Origin of the sequence: Actinoplanes palleronii (assembly GCF_016862315.1) — a bacterium.
In the GTDB taxonomy this organism is placed as follows: domain Bacteria; phylum Actinomycetota; class Actinomycetes; order Mycobacteriales; family Micromonosporaceae; genus Actinoplanes; species Actinoplanes palleronii.
Map to the genome: position 1 here is coordinate 123,200 of NZ_BOMS01000045.1, position 14,645 is coordinate 137,844.

The 14,645-nt window shown below is 73.4% G+C and carries 19 protein-coding genes; 6 read left to right on the forward strand and 13 right to left on the reverse strand.

Annotation, left to right across the window (positions count from 1 at the left end):
• Positions 1-140: 140 nt before the first annotated feature.
• Positions 141-755, forward strand: coding sequence for a dihydrofolate reductase family protein (locus Apa02nite_RS16745; RefSeq protein ID WP_203825774.1), 615 nt, complete (start codon positions 141-143; stop codon positions 753-755).
• A 34-nt stretch (positions 756-789) separates the two neighbouring features.
• Here Apa02nite_RS16745 and Apa02nite_RS16750 read toward each other — a convergent pair whose 3' ends face one another.
• The 5 genes from Apa02nite_RS16750 to Apa02nite_RS16770 form a co-directional block, all read right to left on the reverse strand.
• A complete protein-coding gene (locus Apa02nite_RS16750; protein WP_203825775.1) occupies positions 790-1,653 on the reverse strand; it encodes a sigma-70 family RNA polymerase sigma factor in 864 nt (287 codons plus the stop codon).
• A 169-nt stretch (positions 1,654-1,822) separates the two neighbouring features.
• Positions 1,823-2,434 carry a response regulator transcription factor gene (locus Apa02nite_RS16755; RefSeq protein WP_067694831.1) on the reverse strand — a complete coding sequence of 204 codons (612 nt, stop codon included), beginning with the start codon at positions 2,432-2,434 and terminating at the stop codon, positions 1,823-1,825.
• Positions 2,431-3,546, reverse strand: coding sequence for a sensor histidine kinase (locus Apa02nite_RS16760; protein ID WP_203825776.1), 1,116 nt, complete (start codon positions 3,544-3,546; stop codon positions 2,431-2,433). Before Apa02nite_RS16760 ends, Apa02nite_RS16755 begins: the two co-directional genes overlap by 4 nt.
• A gap of 17 nt (positions 3,547-3,563) precedes the next feature.
• Positions 3,564-4,352, reverse strand: coding sequence for an ABC transporter permease (locus Apa02nite_RS16765; RefSeq protein ID WP_203825777.1), 789 nt, complete (start codon positions 4,350-4,352; stop codon positions 3,564-3,566).
• Positions 4,349-5,287: an ABC transporter ATP-binding protein gene (locus Apa02nite_RS16770; RefSeq protein WP_203825778.1), complete on the reverse strand. Its 939-nt coding sequence runs from the start codon at positions 5,285-5,287 to the stop codon at positions 4,349-4,351. The genes Apa02nite_RS16765 and Apa02nite_RS16770 overlap by 4 nt, the downstream gene beginning before the upstream one ends.
• A 114-nt stretch (positions 5,288-5,401) precedes the next feature.
• Here Apa02nite_RS16770 and Apa02nite_RS16775 point away from each other — a divergent pair, with 114 nt between their 5' ends.
• Positions 5,402-5,920, forward strand: a complete 519-nt coding sequence (locus tag Apa02nite_RS16775; RefSeq protein ID WP_203825779.1) for a 2'-5' RNA ligase family protein — start codon at positions 5,402-5,404, stop codon at positions 5,918-5,920.
• Here Apa02nite_RS16775 and Apa02nite_RS16780 read toward each other — a convergent pair.
• The gene (locus Apa02nite_RS16780) at positions 5,898-6,581 is read right to left on the reverse strand and encodes a Clp protease N-terminal domain-containing protein (RefSeq protein WP_373872961.1); all 684 of its coding nucleotides are present in this window, start codon (positions 6,579-6,581) and stop codon (positions 5,898-5,900) included. The two genes, Apa02nite_RS16775 and Apa02nite_RS16780, sit on opposite strands and share 23 nt — an antisense overlap.
• A gap of 74 nt (positions 6,582-6,655) precedes the next feature.
• On the opposite strand from Apa02nite_RS16780, the gene Apa02nite_RS16785 reads away from it, so the two are divergent.
• Complete coding sequence (locus Apa02nite_RS16785; RefSeq protein WP_203825781.1) at positions 6,656-7,117, forward strand: GNAT family N-acetyltransferase; 462 nt, start codon at positions 6,656-6,658, stop codon at positions 7,115-7,117.
• Positions 7,118-7,288: 171 nt separating this feature from the next.
• Here the strand turns inward: Apa02nite_RS16785 and Apa02nite_RS16790 are convergent, their stop codons facing one another.
• From Apa02nite_RS16790 to Apa02nite_RS16805, 4 genes are read right to left on the reverse strand one after another with little or no spacing between them, the layout of a single operon-like run.
• Positions 7,289-7,648: a DUF6204 family protein gene (locus tag Apa02nite_RS16790; RefSeq protein WP_203825782.1), complete on the reverse strand. Its 360-nt coding sequence runs from the start codon at positions 7,646-7,648 to the stop codon at positions 7,289-7,291.
• On the reverse strand, positions 7,645-8,271 hold the full coding sequence (locus Apa02nite_RS16795; protein ID WP_239164359.1) for an HAD family hydrolase: 627 nt from the start codon (positions 8,269-8,271) through the stop codon (positions 7,645-7,647). The genes Apa02nite_RS16790 and Apa02nite_RS16795 overlap by 4 nt, the downstream gene beginning before the upstream one ends.
• 17 nt (positions 8,272-8,288) lie before the next feature.
• On the reverse strand, positions 8,289-9,107 hold the full coding sequence (locus Apa02nite_RS16800; protein ID WP_203825784.1) for a sugar nucleotide-binding protein: 819 nt from the start codon (positions 9,105-9,107) through the stop codon (positions 8,289-8,291).
• Positions 9,108-9,117: 10 nt separating this feature from the next.
• Positions 9,118-9,933: a dihydrodipicolinate synthase family protein gene (locus tag Apa02nite_RS16805; protein WP_203825785.1), complete on the reverse strand. Its 816-nt coding sequence runs from the start codon at positions 9,931-9,933 to the stop codon at positions 9,118-9,120.
• 71 nt (positions 9,934-10,004) lie between these two features.
• Here Apa02nite_RS16805 and Apa02nite_RS16810 point away from each other — a divergent pair, with 71 nt between their 5' ends.
• Complete coding sequence (locus tag Apa02nite_RS16810; protein WP_203825786.1) at positions 10,005-10,865, forward strand: LysR family transcriptional regulator; 861 nt, start codon at positions 10,005-10,007, stop codon at positions 10,863-10,865.
• Here the strand turns inward: Apa02nite_RS16810 and Apa02nite_RS16815 are convergent.
• Entirely contained in the window at positions 10,862-11,338 is a 477-nt protein-coding gene (locus Apa02nite_RS16815) for an STAS domain-containing protein (protein WP_203825787.1), read from the reverse strand. The two genes, Apa02nite_RS16810 and Apa02nite_RS16815, sit on opposite strands and share 4 nt — an antisense overlap.
• A gap of 44 nt (positions 11,339-11,382) precedes the next feature.
• A complete protein-coding gene (locus Apa02nite_RS16820) occupies positions 11,383-12,180 on the reverse strand; it encodes an ATP-binding protein (RefSeq protein WP_203825788.1) in 798 nt (265 codons plus the stop codon).
• Positions 12,181-12,408: 228 nt separating this feature from the next.
• Between Apa02nite_RS16820 and Apa02nite_RS16825 the strand changes: the two genes are divergently transcribed.
• A complete protein-coding gene (locus Apa02nite_RS16825) occupies positions 12,409-13,137 on the forward strand; it encodes a GAF and ANTAR domain-containing protein (protein WP_203825789.1) in 729 nt (242 codons plus the stop codon).
• A 61-nt stretch (positions 13,138-13,198) separates the two neighbouring features.
• Here the strand turns inward: Apa02nite_RS16825 and Apa02nite_RS16830 are convergent, their stop codons facing one another.
• The gene (locus Apa02nite_RS16830) at positions 13,199-13,696 is read right to left on the reverse strand and encodes a MarR family winged helix-turn-helix transcriptional regulator (RefSeq protein WP_203825790.1); all 498 of its coding nucleotides are present in this window, start codon (positions 13,694-13,696) and stop codon (positions 13,199-13,201) included.
• A 75-nt stretch (positions 13,697-13,771) separates the two neighbouring features.
• Between Apa02nite_RS16830 and Apa02nite_RS16835 the strand changes: the two genes are divergently transcribed.
• Positions 13,772-14,503 carry a hypothetical protein gene (locus tag Apa02nite_RS16835; protein ID WP_203825791.1) on the forward strand — a complete coding sequence of 244 codons (732 nt, stop codon included), beginning with the start codon at positions 13,772-13,774 and terminating at the stop codon, positions 14,501-14,503.
• Positions 14,504-14,645 lie beyond the last annotated feature (142 nt).

Here is a 14,645-nt window from a genome sequence, read left to right on the forward strand (position 1 = left end):
CTGGCCAGGCGCCGGGCCGCCGAGCAGGCCGCCGGCCACTGGCGGTCGGTGCGTGGCGGGACCACCTGATGGCGCAGTTCCCGGCTTGAGGCCGGGTGAGAATGGAGCGGCGAACACATCCGAGCCGAAGGAGACGTGTGGTGGCGAAAGTGATATCGACGCTGTTCATCGCGGCGGACGGGGTCGCCGAGATCGACCCGGACTGGCACTTCCGGTATTTCGACGAGAACATGGGGCGCGCGGTCGGCGAGGACTACGACACCGCCGACGTGCTGCTGATCGGGCGTTCGACCTACGACAGTTTCGCCGGGGCGTGGCCGGAGCGGGAGGCGGCCGGCGGTGACGACGCGGGGTTCGCCAAGCAGCTCGGCGACCTCCGCAAGGTCGTAGTGACCCGGCAGGAACAGGCGTTCACCTGGCGCAACTCGGAACGGCTCGACGGGGAGCTCGCCGAGGCCGTGACGGCGCTCAAGGCGGACCCCGGCGTCACCGGGATCCTGATCCCGGGCTCGATCTCGGTGGTGCGGCAACTGCTGGCCGCCGGGCTGGTCGACGAGCTGCGGCTGCTGGTGCATCCGGTGGCGGCCCGCAAGGGGCGGCGGCTGTTCGACGACGGGGACAGCCCGTACCACCTGAGGGTCACCGCGACCGAGGTGTTCCCGACCGGGGTGATCCGGGTGATCTACGCGCCGGGTGAGCCGCCCGCCGAGCGCGGGTACGACGACGTGAAGGGCCAGGTGCCGGTCGAGGACTGAGAGCGGGGCCGGGTCGGCCCCGCCGTACGGTGGATCATGCGGCCGCGGCCAGGCGCATGCCCTGGGCGTCGGTGACGCTCAGCCGGGTCGACATGGTGCTGCGGGCGGCGATCTGCGCGGCGTAGGCGGCGCGGCGGCGGGTGACACAGCCGTCCTTGGCGGTCGGTGCGGCGACCTGGTCCATGTGGGTGGTCAGGCCGTCGCGCAGCAGCGCCAGGGCCTCGGTGCGCAGCTGCGAGACCCGCGACTCGGTGACGGCCAGCTCGGCGGCGACCTCGGCAAGCGGGCGCTCCTGCAGGAACGACGCCTCGACGACGAACCGCAGGCGCTCGGGCAGCACGGTGACCGCGTCGTGCAGGTAGCCGAGCCGCTCGCGGTGCAGCAGCATCTCCTCCGGGTTCATCGCGTTCTCGGTGACCATGTCGTCGGCGGCGCCGGTCGCGAAGCCCTGCAGCGACAGCACCGAGGCGCGCTGCACGTCGTCGTCGACGCTGGACAGCTCACCGACCGCGACACCGAGCAGCTCGGCGAGCTCCTCGGCGGTCGGGGTGCGGCCCAGCTGGCGGGTCAGCTCCTCGCGGGCCACGTCGGCGCGCCGGGCCCGGGCCCGCACCGACCGGCTCGCCCAGTCCATGCTGCGCAGCTCGTCGAGCAGGGCGCCGCGGACCCGGACGGCGGCGAACCGGCCGAACGGGATGCCGCGCTCGGCGTCGAACGCGCGGGCGGCGGTGACCAGCGCGGCGTAGCCGGCCGAGGCCAGGTCGTCACGGTGCACGTGCGGCGGAACCTTGAACAGCATCTCGCGGACCATGTGACCGACCAGCGCCATGTTGTCGCGGATCATCTGCTCCTGCGCGCGGGTGACGGCCTTGTCGGTGTTCAGCGTGGTCACGGTCATCTCGGTTCCCCCCGGAATGTCGGTTGCAGGGGGAACTTTTCGCGGTGACGGGTGCAGGAATTGGGCACTCTCGGTTGCCGCTTGGTTGCACTGCGAATTTTTTCTCAAGTACGCGAGATGGGCACGTAGCAGATCCGCGGGACCGGCGCGGCGACTCGATGCAGAAACCTCAGCCGAGCAGCCACCCGTTGTCGACGGCGAGGCGGACGGCTTCGGCGCGGGTGCGTGCGCCGGTCTTGCCGATCGCCGCGGACAGGTGGTTGCGCACCGTGCCGTCGGACAGGCGCAGCTCGCGGGCGATGTCGGCGACCGTGCCGCCGTCGCGGGCGGCGCGCAGCACGTCGGTCTCGCGTTCGGTCAGCGGCGAGTCGCCGTGCGCGAGGCTCTGCGCGGCGAGGGCCGGGTCGACCACCCGCAGGCCCTGGTGCACCCGGCGGACCGCGTCGGCCAGTTGCCGGGCCGGGGTGTCCTTGACGACGAATCCGCTGGCCCCGGCGGCCATCGCCTGGCGCAGGTAGCCGGCCCGGCCGAACGTGGTCACCATCAGCACCCGGCACTGCGGCAGCGCGTCGGCGAGCAGCCGGGCCGCGGAGATCCCGTCCAGGCCGGGCATCTGCACGTCGAGCAGCGCCACGTCGACCTCGTGGGCGCGGGCCTGCTCGACGACCTCGTCGCCGCGGCCGACCTCGACGACCACCTTCAGGTCGGGTTCCAGGTCCAGCAGGGCGGCCATCGCGCCACGGACCAGGGCCTGGTCGTCGGCGAGCAGCAGCTTGATCACGGGACCTCCATGCGTACGCGGAATCCGGGCTCGTCACCACGTTGCCCGGCGGTCAGGTGCGCGCCGAGTTCGTCGGCGCGCCGGCGCAGGCCGGCCAGGCCCTGCCCGGCGCCGGGGGCGGTGGCGGCGCCCGGGCCGTCGTCGACGATCTCGACGCTGTCCGGGCTCAGCCGGACCTCGGCGTTGCGGGCCCGGCTGTGCCGCACGATGTTGGTGACCGCTTCCCGGATGGTCCAGGCGAACAGCTCCCGGTTGCGGGTCGGCACGTCGTCGGCGGCGCCGGGCAGGTCGGCCTTGACGTTCGCGGCGGCCAGCGCGGCCCTCGCGGCGGCGATCTCGCCGGGCAGCGAGATGCCGCGCATGTTCAGCGCGGTGGCCCGCACGTCGGCGAGGGCGTCGCGGGCCAGGGCCTCCAGGTCGCGCAGTTCGGCGCGGGCCCGCTCGACGTCGACGTCGAGCAGCCGCTGGGCGAGTTCGGCCTTGACCGCGACCACGGTCAGCGAGTGCCCGAGGATGTCGTGCAGGTCGCCGGCGATCCGGGAGCGTTCCCCGGCGACGGCCAGCTCGGCGATCTCGCTCTGCGCCTGGATCAGCCGGCTCTGCCGTTCCAGGGCCAGCCGCATGCCCCAGGTCGCCGCGGCGGCGAGCACGACGGCGAGCGCGTAGCCCTGGCTGCTGCCGTGCCAGCCGGGCACGAACCGGATGGCGGTCTCGACGCTGACGGCGACGGTCAGGGCGACCGGCAGGCCCTGGCGCAGCGGCAGGCCCATCACCGCGGTGGCGCTGATGTAGACCGCGCAGGTCAGGGTGTGCTGTCCGGCGGCGGGCACCTGCAGCAGGGCCAGGACCAGCATGGCGAGCAGGCCCAGCCAGATCGGCAGGGCCCGTTCCGGGTACGCGATGTCGCGGCGGGTGCGGCGCATCGTGCCGAGCAGCACCACGTAGGTGATCGCGAACAGGGCGAGGGCGGCCAGGCCGGTATCGCGCCAGGCACCGTCCGGGTGGTCGAGCAGGGCGGTGAGGTTCTCGCCCAGGTAGAACAGCCAGATCGCGCCGAACACCCAGCCGCCGCGGGGGCGGCGGCTGAGCTCGTCGGGCGGTGTCGCGGTCATGAGGGGAAAGGTACGGGTCAGACCCGGGCGGTGTCGCGGCGGAACCGCCACATCGCGCCGAGGGCGAACAACGCGGTCCAGACCACCACGTTGAGGATCGCCACCCACACGTCACCGTCGTGGGTCAGCGGGTAGCGGGCCAGCTCGCCGACGCCGTACACCGGGGTGAACTTGGCGACCGTGGCGAAGGTGTGCCCGAGCGTGTCCAGCGGCACGAACAGTCCACCGGCGAACGACAGGATCGCCAGGCCCGGGCCGAGGATCTGCATCACGTTCTCGCTGGGCAGCAGGTAGCCCATGAACAGGCCGAACGCGGCGAAGACCAGCGCGCAGACCCAGGCCAGCACGGCGCAGGCGATCCACGTGCCGACCGGCATGTCGGCGCCGAAGAAGATCCCGACGACGTTGACGGCGAGCACCGACACCGCACCGATGATCATGGCGAGGGTGAGTTTGATCGCGACGTACGCGGCCGGTTTCAGCGGGGTCAGCCGCAGCTGCCGGCTCCACCCGGCGGCCCGTTCGATCGACACCATCGCGCCGCCGGACGTGGTGGCCAGCATCGCGCCGTAGACGGCCATGCTGATCAGCACGTACGCGGTGACGTTGCCGTCGCCGACCCGCTCGGTCTGGTAGTCGCCGGAGCTGCCGAACAGCAGGAAGAACGCCGGCGGCATGATCACGCTGAAGACGACGGTGCGTTTGTTGCGCAGCAGCCGGCGCAGCTCCAGGGCGATCATGCCCAGGGAGAAGCCGCCGAACGCCGGCAGCCGGCGCTCGGTGACCGGGATCGTGGTGGCGGTCATGCCGGGGTCTCCTCGTCGGCGGTCAGGGTGAGGAACGCGTCCTCCAGGTTCCGGGAGGTGATCTCCAGGTCCCGGGCGGCCGTCTGGTTGAGCAGGTAGCGGGCGATCGCGTCGGTGTCGCGCCCGTGCAGGTAGACGCTGTCCCCGCGGACCTCGGCGGACTCGACGCCGGGCACCCCGGTCAGGTCGGCCAGCTCGGCGCCGGGCAGGGTGGCGCGCACGGTGCGCCCGGCCGCCAGGCTCTTGACCTCGCTGGCGGTGCCGTCGGCGACGATCCGGCCGCGGCGCACCAGCACCACCCGGTCGGCGTACGCGTCGGCCTCCTCCAGGTAGTGGGTGGCGAAGATGACCGTGCGCCCGCCCTGGGCGTCCTCACGGATCGCGTCCCAGAACTCGCGGCGCCCGCCGACGTCCATGCCGGTGGTCGGCTCGTCCAGGATCAGCAGTTCCGGGTCGGGCAGCAGGGCCATCGCGAACCGCAGCCGCTGCTGCTGCCCGCCGGAGCACTTGCCGACCAGCCGGTCGGCGATGTCGGCGATCCCGGCCCGTTTGAGTGCGGTGGTCACGGCGCTGCGCGGCTTGCCGAACAGCACCGCGGTCAGCCGGACGGTCTCCTCGACGGTGTAGTCCTTGAGCAGCCCGCCGGACTGCATCACCGCCGACACCAGGCCGAGCGCGACCGCGTCCTGCGGGGAGCGCCCGTACACCTGGACCGTGCCCTCGGTGGGCTGCGAGAGCCCGAGCAGCATGTCGACGGTGGTCGTCTTGCCGGCGCCGTTGGGCCCCAGCAACGCGACCACCTCTCCGGGGCGGATGCGCAGGTCGATCCCGTCCACGGCGGTGACCGTACCGAATCGTTTGACCACGCCGTCCAGGTGCACGGCCGGCTGCCCCGTACCGGCGGCCGTGACATCGGTTGAAGCGGTGAGCGTCATGCCACCAGTGTCGGGTCCGCCGACACCGGTGTCCCGGGCTAGGCGTCACGGCTGATCCATGACATCCGTCAGTATGTGCTTTGCCCCCTCGCGTGCATCCACCACACTTCGCGGATGGAGCCGACCCAGAGTGCCCTGATCATCCCGATTCCGGAGGCCGAGCCGGCCGTCGCCGCGCTGCGGGCACGCCTGGACCGCTCGGCGTCCTGGGGCGTGCCCGCGCACATCACGGTGATCTTCCCGTTCCTGCCGCCGGATCAGCTCAGCCCGCAGGTGCTCGCCGCGGTCCGGCTGATCGCCGCCGGGGTGCCGCGGTTCTTCCTGAGCCTGGACCGGGTGGGCTGGTTCGACGAGCGGGTGCTGTGGCTGTCGCCGAACCCGGCCGAGCCGTTCCGGGAGCTGACCAACCGGCTCGCGGTGCGGTTCCCGGCCGCGTTGCCGTACGGCGGGCAGTTCCGCGACGTCGTCCCGCACCTGACCGTCGGGCACGACCGGCCCGGGCTGGCCGAGGCGGCCGACGCGGTGGCGCCGGCGCTGCCGATCCGGGCCCGGGTCACCGCGCTGCGGCTGATCACCGGGCGGCCCGAGGCCGGTGACTCGTGGCAGACCCTCACTGACTTCCCTCTGGGCTAGCCGCCAGGACGGCCTGCTCGGCGGCGGCCTTGTCCAGGCCCAGCGCGGCCAGGCTGCCCTCCTCCAGCAGGGCGAGCAGCACGTCACCGGTGCTGATGCTGTCGTGCGAGAGCCGCAGCGCCTCGCGGAACGTGAGCTCCAGGGCCTTGCGGGAGCGGGCGTCGTACGGGATCAGCGCCGGCACGTCGCCACCCGGGGCGGGCAGGGTCGCGATCAGCGCCACCCGGACCGCGTCGACGGTCCGGTCCTGCGCGACGATCGCCCGGGTGGCCTGGTTGTCCGGGTTCTCCAGCAGCCCGAGCAGCAGGTGCGCCGGGGTGATCTCGGCGTTGCCGTGCGCCTTGGCCAGGTTCATCGACGCGACGATCGCGCCGCGGGCCTGCTTGGTGAACCGGTTGAAGCCCTGCGACGCGTCGAGCTTGTCCTTGGCCACGAACCGCTTCTGCACGGCCTGTTTGCTCACGCCCATGCTCTGACCGATCTCGGTCCACGAGGCGCCGGAGCGGCGGGCCTGGTCGACGAAGTGCCCGATCAGATGGTCGGCCAGCTCCCCCAGGTGGTCACTGAGCAGCACGGCGTCGGAGAGCCGATCGAGGGGCTGGTCGGGGCGGTTCTTGGTGATCGCGGAGATCAGGTCGTCGAGGCGTACCGGTGGGGTCATCTGCGTCATGCCGTCAACCGTAGGTTGACGATCCGGGTTCGTCAACCTTGAGTTGACGCTCTAGGGTGAAGGCCATGGACCTGACCTTGCGGACGTGGCAGCCGGACGACGCGGAGGCGCTGCGGCCGCTGCTGGACGACCCGGAGATCCGGCGCTGGACCCGCGCCCTGCCCGCTGCGGCGTGGATCGCCGCCCAGCACGACGGCAGCCGGCACAGCTTCGCGGTGCTGCGCGCCGGTGAGCTGGTCGGCAACGTGGCGCTGAAATTACCGAACGCCGACCTGGCGTACTGGACGGTCGGGTATTGGACGGCCGCGCACGCCCGCCACCAGGGCGTCGCGTCGTGGGCGCTGCGGGAGATCACCACGTGGGCGTTCGCCGAGTTCGCGGTGCCGTCGCTGTCGCTGCTGCACCAGGTCGACAACCCGGGCTCGTGCGCGGTCGCGGCCCGCGGCGGCTACCGGTTCGCCGAGCAGCTGCCCCCTGGCGGCGGCTATCCCGTCCCCGGTCACCGGCACGTCCGGGAAAGAGCCTGACAACCACCCCTTTTCGGTACGACCAGTGCAGCACCCGTCCTGGCGTGGTGAGGGGCGCGGCGCGGGAGGCGCGGCCGCGGCCCTAGGGTGCGGGCGGTATCGCGGGGCCTCACGGGCGGGACTCGGCTCGTAGCCTGCGGGCGGGCGCTCCGTACCCGTACAAGAAATGGGTTAACCGGACGTTTTGGCAGCTTCCTTCTTGCCGCGTTTGCCGAGCGGGACCTCGGACATGTCCACGGTCTGTGAGCTCAGCTTCTTGTAGGCGTAGCCGTGCGCGTCGAGCCAGGCCACGGTCTTGGCCTCGGCACGCGCGGTGACCTGCGGGATGTCCTTCTCCGAGGAGACCTGCTCGGCGAAGCGGTACGTGAAGAACGGCCGGGCCGCGATGTCGTAGGTGAGGTGGCCCTGCTCGGTGTACTGGACGGTCAGCAGGTCGTCACCGCCGTCGGCGGCCAGGGTGGCCTTCTGGGCGTCGGTCAGGGCGTCGAAGGCGCCACGGACGGTCACGCGGATCGTGCGGGTCTCGCTCATCCGGCCAGTATCGGCGCGCCGGCCGGTCCGGGGCATCCGATTATCGCCAGCAGTTCCAGGGGTGTGGCCAGCCGGAAGTCGGCGGGTTCGGCCGGGTCGTGCAGGTGTCCCCAGCCGGCCGCGGCGCTGCGGCTGCCGGCCGCCGCGGCCGCGCGCAGGTCCAGGAAGGAGTCGCCGACCAGGATCAGCCGGCCGGCCGTGGTGCCCAGCTCGGCGGCGGCCAGCAGCATCCCGTCCGGGGCGGGTTTCGGGTGTTCCACCTGGTCACCGCCGATGATCAGGTCTGTGTCCAGGCCGGCGGCGGCGAGCAGGATCCGCGCCGCCCGGGTGCTGGCGCCGGTGAACACGGTGACCGGCAGCGCCGCGGCGCGCAGGGCGGCGAGGGTGGCGGCGATGTCCGGGTACGCCGTCACCGGCACCCCGTCGAGGTGCCGGTAGTACACGTCGTGCTCCGCGGCGGTCAGCGCCCGGCCGGTCAAGTGGTCGAGGATCACCTCCGGGGTGCCGCGCCAGTACGCGGCCACCACCTGCTCCGCGGTCACCGGCGGCGCGCCCAGCTCGGCGACGGCGCGGACGAACGCCGCCGGGACCACCCGCGACGAGTCGATCAGGGTGCCGTCCATGTCCCACACCGGCAGCATCAGACGGCCAGGAACTCGTGGGCGCCCCGCAGCCGGGTCTGCAGCACCTGCGCGGCGCGGCCGATGACCAGCCGCACGTCGGTCGGGCGGTGCAGGCCCAGCGCGGCCAGCGAACCGGCCGGGATCGCGCCGGCGTCCAGGCCCTCCCGGCGGGCGACCAGCACACCCAGGTCGTAGCGGCTGACCGGGTCGGCGCCGGCCACGTTCAGCACCCCGGCGTAGCCGCCGGCGGCCAGCTCGAGCAGCGCGTCGGCCAGGTCGTCGACGTGCACCGGGGTGCGGACCTCGTCGGTGAACAGCGCACCGGTGGCCCGCCCGGCGATCAGGTCCCGGGTGAGGATCTCGTGGGCGCCGGTGCCGTCCCCCAGGATCAGCGACGTGCGCACGACCGCGGCGGTCGCGTCGACGGCGCGCACCGCGGTCTCCGCGGCGGCCTTCGCGGCGCCGTAGCGGTAGATCGGGTCGGGCAGTGCCGCCTCGTCGTAGTGCACCTCGCGGCCGGAGAAGATCGCATCGCTGGACACGTGCACCAGGCGGATGCCGCGGGCCGCGACGGCCAGGTGCGCGGCGCCGTCCGCGGTCGACGGCCAGTCGTTGCGGTCCCGCCCGGCCGCGGTGTGCACGATCGCGTCCGGGCGGACCTCGTCGAGGACCCGGCGGATGTCCGCGGGGTCGCGGATGTCCAGGCACACGTGCGCGGTCGCCGCCGGGGCGTGCAGGTAGGTGCCGATCGGCTCCCAGCCGGCCGCCGCGGCCCGGGCGAACACCCGCCGGCCCAGGGATCCGCTACCACCGGTGATCAACAGACGTCCCGTCACGCGGCGCACTCTATCCGGCGAATCTCAAAGCGGTCGTCAGGGAGGCGGGGGCGGCCGGGAGCAGCGGCAACCGTACGGATGGGGTCGGGATGCGGCCCTGCGCGTGCAGCACCGCCTTGATCACGGTGGGGTTGGGTTCGGCGAACAGCGCCGCGGACAGCGGGGCGAGCGCGTGCCCGAGCGCGCGGGCGGCCGGCACGTCGCCGGTGCGCCACGCGGTGGCCAGCGCGGCGAACCGGTCGGTGGCGACGTGCGCGGACGCTGTGATGCCACCGGCGGCGCCGAGGGCGAGCAGCGGGGACAGGTACAGGTCGTCGCCGCCGAGGATCGCGAACCCGGGCGGCGGATCGGCGAGCAGGCTGATCATGTCGGCGTCCAGCGCGCCGGTCGCGTACTTGATCCCGATCACGCCGTCGATCGCGGCCAGCCGGCGCAGGGTCGCGGCGTCCAGGGCCTGACCGGTGCGGGCCGGCACGTGGTAGACGACCAGCGGCACGTCACTGGCCGCGGCCAGCGCGGTGAAGTGCGCGACCACACCGTCGGGGCCGGGCCGGACGAACGGCGGGACCAGGCTCACCAAGGCGTCGGCACCCGGGAAGGAGATCGCCGAGATCAGCGGGGCACCGAGCCGGGACAGCGTGGTCAGCACACCCTGCTGCTCCTCGGGGCGGAGCGCGGACGGCTCGCCGGTGGTGCCGAGCGCGACCAGCCCGGTCGCGCCGGCGGCGAGGACCTCCTCGGCCAGGCGTTCCAGGGCCGGATAGGCGACCTCGCCGGCCGCGTCGAACGGGGTGATCATCGGGACGAAGATGCCGGTCAGTTCCATGACCATCAGGGTTCCCGGCCACGAGCATCAGGTCCAGTTCACGTTTCTGGCGGTACTCGTAAGCTGAGCTGATGCTTGATGTGCGCCGGCTGCGGCTGCTCTGCGATCTGGACCGGCTCGGCACGATCGCGGCGGTGGCGCTGGCCCGGTCGTACACGCCCAGCGCGGTGTCGCAGCAGCTCGCCGCGCTGGAACGCGAGGCCGGGGTGGCGCTGCTGGAACGCAGCGGCCGCCGGGTCGCCTTCACCGCGGCCGGGCGGGTGCTGGCCACCCACGCCGCCGGGGTTCTCGCCGCGCTGGAGCAGACCGAGGCGGCCCTGGCCGCGGCACGCACCGGGCCCGCCGGGCCGCTGCGGATCGGCGCGTTCCCGACCGCGGTGCGCACCCTGCTGCCGGCCGCGCTGGTCGGCCTGGGCCGGGCGTACCCGGCGCTGGAGCTGATGGTGACCGAGCTGGACCCCGCCGACGTGCCGGCCGCGCTGCGCGAACGGCGCCTGGACGTCGGGCTGCTCAACGACTACGACGCGGCGCCCGGCGAGGTGCACGCCGACCTGGACTCGGTGCCGCTGCTGGACGAGCCGGTGTTCCTGGCCGTGCCGGCCGGCACGCCCTGCGCCGACCTGCGCGCCGCCGGCGACCTGGACTGGATCCTGGCCAGCGCCGGCACGCTGTGCCACGAGGTGACGCTGCGGGTCTGCGCGGCGCAGGGTTTCACCCCACGGGTACGCCATCGCGCCGACGACTTCGCGACCGTGCTCGCCCTGGTCGGCGCCGGCCAGGGCGTGTCGCTGGTGCCGCAGCTCGCGGTGCCCGCCGCCCCCGCGACGGTGCGCCTGATCCCCCTCGCCCTGCGGCGGCGGACCCGGATCGCGTACCGCCGCGGCGCCGCCGCCCACCCGGCGATCAGCGCCCTGATCGCGGCACTGACCTAGCTCTCCTGGTCACGGCGGTCCAGTTTGCGTTCGCGTTCGTTGGCCAGGTCCTCGCGCAGGTCCTCCCACACCTGGTGCGCCTCGACCCGGTCGCGGCGCTCGTCGAGCAGCCGGTCACGTTCGTCGGCGAGCAACTCCCGGTCCCGCAGGCTCTGCTCGCGCTCGGAGAGGTTGTCGGTCACCGAGCGCAGCAACCGGGTGGCACCGGCCAGCCCCAGCAGCCAGCACAGGTGGTCCGACGGGTTGCGCAGCGTGAACGACGCGCCGTGCTCGCGACTGACCGTGAGGGTGTGCGCGAGCAGGCGCAGCCCGGTGGCGTCACAGAAACCGACCTCCGCGACGTCGAGCACGACGTGCCGCACCTGGGCGGTCAGCCACCGGCCGGGGATGCCGTCGAGCACGTCGCGGGCCTCGAAGGCCAGGTCCCCGGCGACCGCGATGTGCAACGTGCGGCCGATGACCTGGGCGCTCACCGTCACCGAACCTGCCGGCGGCGCCGGGCCGTCGTCCGCGGCGCTCACCTCGCGTCGACCGCCAGGGTGGCCCAGACCACCTTGCCGGCCCGGCTCGGCAGCGAACCCCAGGCGTGCGCGATCGCCTGCACGAACCGCAGCCCGGCGCCCCGCTCGATGAACGCCGCCGGCGGATAGCGGTACGGGTCGATCAGCTGCGGCATCGCCGCGTGCTGGTCCTGCACGGCCAGGTGCAGGTAACCGCCGCGGCTCGACACCGCGGCGCGCAGGTCGGAGCCGGCGTGCCGGACCGCGTTGGCCACGAACTCCGACATGATCAGCTGGGCCGGGCCGCGGTGCCGGGGCAGCCGCAACAGCTGGCAGGCGTCGTCGATGAGCAGCCGGGCCCGCCGCGCCGAATCCGGGTGGGCCGGCAGATCGAGGTGCTCGTGGTACGCCCACGCCGGCCGGCGCAGCCGGGCCCGGGCCTGCGGGATGCTCATCGCCAGCCCGATCGCCCGCCCGGACGGGGCGCCCTGCAACCGGTGCAGCACCGCGGCGGGCGTATCGCACAGGACGAGCACCGAACCGGGGCTGCGCGACGCCGCGAACCGGTGCCCGGTGCACCAGGTCGCCGCGGAGTCGCCGTCCGGATCGGACAGCTGCGCCAGGTCCACGATCACCGCCTGCGGGTTCTCGGCGAAGCAGGCCCGTAACGCCCGCGCGGTCGCGGCGCGCAACTCACCGCCCCACCGGCCTCGCACCCGCACCTCGGTCACCCCCGTCGCTACGTCGTTGCTGACCACCAGCTGCGTGGTGTTCGCGACGAGGAACGTGTTGTCCGCGCCGGTGACGGGCTCCATGCGATGCTCCTGGCTCGGGCCAGGCCGCGATGGCAGCGTGGCACCCACCCGGGGGCCCGGCTTCCTGAGCACCACCGTGCACGTGTCCCACGCTACCGGCGCGACGGGGTCCGGCGCACCGGCGGCAGGCGCGCAAACAGATGGTGCCAAGGCTTGCCGCCCCGGCCGGGACGCTCCGACAATGAGGGATTCGGCGCTCCCCTCGTCGCGCAGATCGGCTGGCACCCCATGACCAGCGACACCGCCGGCCAGCCCCGATGGCTGGCCGAGTTCCAGGAACTGCTGCTCACCACCGGCACCCTGCAACAATTCCTGCAGGAGGCGGCGACCCGCACGGTCGCGGCGATGGCCGGCGTGTCCTGCGGCATCACCGTGCGCACCACCGTCGAGCAGTACACGATCGCCAGCAGCGACGCGTATGCCAGCGGCATCGACCAGATCCAGTACCACCACGGCGAGGGCCCCTGCCTCGACGCGATCACCACCGGTGTCATCCACCCGATCCCGGACCTGGCCCGCGAGACCCGCTGGCCCCGGTTCACCGCCGCCGCCCTCGACCGCGGTGTGCGCAGCTCACTGTCGCTGCCGGTCGGCGGCGCCGATCCGGTCGGGGCGATCAATTTGTACGCCCGCAGCCCCCGCGCGTTCGCCGCCGCCCAGCGCGCCCAGGCGATCGCGTTCACCAGCACCATCACCGGCGCGATCACGCTGGCGATCCAGCTGGCCCAGCAGCAGCAGCTCAGCGCGGACCTGTTGCAGGCCCTGGAGACCCGGGCGGTGATCGACCAGGCCATCGGGGTGCTGATGGCCCGGCAGCGCTGCACCCCGGCCGAGGCGCTGCGGATCCTGCGCCGCGCGTCGCAGGACCGCAACGTCAAACTGCGCGCGATCGCGGCGAACATCGTGACCGGGATCAGCGGCACCCCACCGGCACACGCCCGGTTCCACCCGCGCTGATCCTGCACGCCGGTCCGGCACGCCTTGCCGCCCTCGGCCTGCATCACCAGCCGGCTGTCGCTCAGGCCCGGCCGGTCTCGGCCTGCACCACCAGGCGGCGCAGCAGGTCGGCGAGCAGTCGCTGCTCGGCCGGGGTGAGCGGGGCCAGCAGGGCAGCGTCGGAGACGTCCTCGGCGCCGGACTGGCGTTGCCACGCGGCCAGACCGGCCGGGGTCAGCCGCACCCGGACCCGGCGCCGGTCACCGTCGCCGGCGCTGCGGGTGATCAGACCGTCCGCTTCCAGCGGCCGCAGGCGCGCGGAGAGGGCGCCGCGGGTCAGCGCGAGGTGGTCGGCCAATTCCGAGGGACTTGCTTCGTACGGCGGGCCGGCGCGCCGCAGCATCAGCAACACCTTGAACTGCCAGCGCTGCAGCCCGCCCGCGTCGAGGATCTCCCGCCGCCGCTGGGTCAGGTGCCGGCCCAGCACCGACAGCCGGCCCAGGACTGCCTCCCGGGTCGGGTCGAGCGTGTCGAGTGTGCCCGCCCACCGGTCGAGATGGTCGTCGATCGAGTCACGCATCCGCTGCCTCGCTCCCCCGGCGTACCAAAATGGTTTTCTTGTGGATAGTTTTTTGGATAACTACCGTCGCCGAGCATGACCGATCTCGATGAGATTCTCGAAGCGGCCCGTGAATTGTCCCGGGCCGGACGCTGGTCGCGGGCGTTGTCCCTGCTGGACGCGGCCGGGGCGGGCGAGACGTTCCGGGTGGCGCTGGCGGCGGCCGAGGTCGCGGCCGAGTCCGACTGGTTCGGTGGCACCGAGCTGTCCGCCGGGCGCATCGCCGTCGCGGCCGGGCTCGGTGAACACTGGGACCTGGACTTCCTGCGGCTCAAGCAGAGTTACGCGCTCGCGATCCGCAGGGACGGCGCGGATCCGGCGGTGTCGGCGCGGGCCGGGCAGCTGCACGATCGGGCGCCCGACGACGTGCGGCGCGGCTGGGTGCGGATGTATCAGGGGCTGATCGCGGACAACCTGCTCGGCCGCCGGGACCTGGCACCGGGGCACTACGCGGCGGCCCTGCGGGCCGGGGTGGACGGCGCTGACCCGCTGCTGGAACGGGAGGCGCTGCGGCACCTCGGTGATCACGACCGGGACGGCGGGGATCGGGCGGCGGCGCAGACGAAGTGGGCCCGGGCGACCGAGCTGAGCAGCCGGGCCGGGCTGGTTCCGGGGCTGCTCAGCCAGCAGATCCTGCTCGCGGTGCTGGCCCGCGACGCCGGTGACGAGGCCGGGGCGCGGATGCTGGCCGGTGAGGTCGCCCGCAGCGCCGGGGCGATCGGCGCGGTCCGCCTGCACGCCCAGGCCACCGCGTTCCTCACCGCCTGACCGCCCCGCGCGTGTGGGGCTTGCGTGGGGCTTTTCGGTGCGGAGCGCACCGCAACTTCACACGCTCGCCGCTGCCAACCGTTGCGTGGGGACTTTCGGTGCGGAGCGCACCCAAACTTCACACGCTTGGCGCTGACCGCAG

Excerpts from the sequence above, each read along its gene's own strand:
- Apa02nite_RS16750 (WP_203825775.1), bottom strand. The coding sequence starts at position 1,653 with ATGACCGTGACCACGCTGAACACCGACAAGGCCGTCACCCGCGCGCAG.
- Apa02nite_RS16760 (WP_203825776.1), bottom strand. The coding sequence starts at position 3,546 with ATGACCGCGACACCGCCCGACGAGCTCAGCCGCCGCCCCCGCGGCGGC.
- Apa02nite_RS16765 (WP_203825777.1), bottom strand. The coding sequence starts at position 4,352 with ATGACCGCCACCACGATCCCGGTCACCGAGCGCCGGCTGCCGGCGTTC.
- Apa02nite_RS16770 (WP_203825778.1), bottom strand. The coding sequence starts at position 5,287 with ATGACGCTCACCGCTTCAACCGATGTCACGGCCGCCGGTACGGGGCAG.
- Apa02nite_RS16775 (WP_203825779.1), top strand. The coding sequence starts at position 5,402 with ATGGAGCCGACCCAGAGTGCCCTGATCATCCCGATTCCGGAGGCCGAG.
- Apa02nite_RS16780 (WP_373872961.1), bottom strand. The coding sequence starts at position 6,581 with ATGACCCCACCGGTACGCCTCGACGACCTGATCTCCGCGATCACCAAG.
- Apa02nite_RS16785 (WP_203825781.1), top strand. The coding sequence starts at position 6,656 with ATGGACCTGACCTTGCGGACGTGGCAGCCGGACGACGCGGAGGCGCTG.
- Apa02nite_RS16790 (WP_203825782.1), bottom strand. The coding sequence starts at position 7,648 with ATGAGCGAGACCCGCACGATCCGCGTGACCGTCCGTGGCGCCTTCGAC.
- Apa02nite_RS16795 (WP_239164359.1), bottom strand. The coding sequence starts at position 8,271 with ATGGACGGCACCCTGATCGACTCGTCGCGGGTGGTCCCGGCGGCGTTC.
- Apa02nite_RS16805 (WP_203825785.1), bottom strand. The coding sequence starts at position 9,933 with ATGGAACTGACCGGCATCTTCGTCCCGATGATCACCCCGTTCGACGCG.
- Apa02nite_RS16810 (WP_203825786.1), top strand. The coding sequence starts at position 10,005 with ATGCTTGATGTGCGCCGGCTGCGGCTGCTCTGCGATCTGGACCGGCTC.
- Apa02nite_RS16820 (WP_203825788.1), bottom strand. The coding sequence starts at position 12,180 with ATGGAGCCCGTCACCGGCGCGGACAACACGTTCCTCGTCGCGAACACC.
- Apa02nite_RS16825 (WP_203825789.1), top strand. The coding sequence starts at position 12,409 with ATGACCAGCGACACCGCCGGCCAGCCCCGATGGCTGGCCGAGTTCCAG.
- Apa02nite_RS16830 (WP_203825790.1), bottom strand. The coding sequence starts at position 13,696 with ATGCGTGACTCGATCGACGACCATCTCGACCGGTGGGCGGGCACACTC.
- Apa02nite_RS16835 (WP_203825791.1), top strand. The coding sequence starts at position 13,772 with ATGACCGATCTCGATGAGATTCTCGAAGCGGCCCGTGAATTGTCCCGG.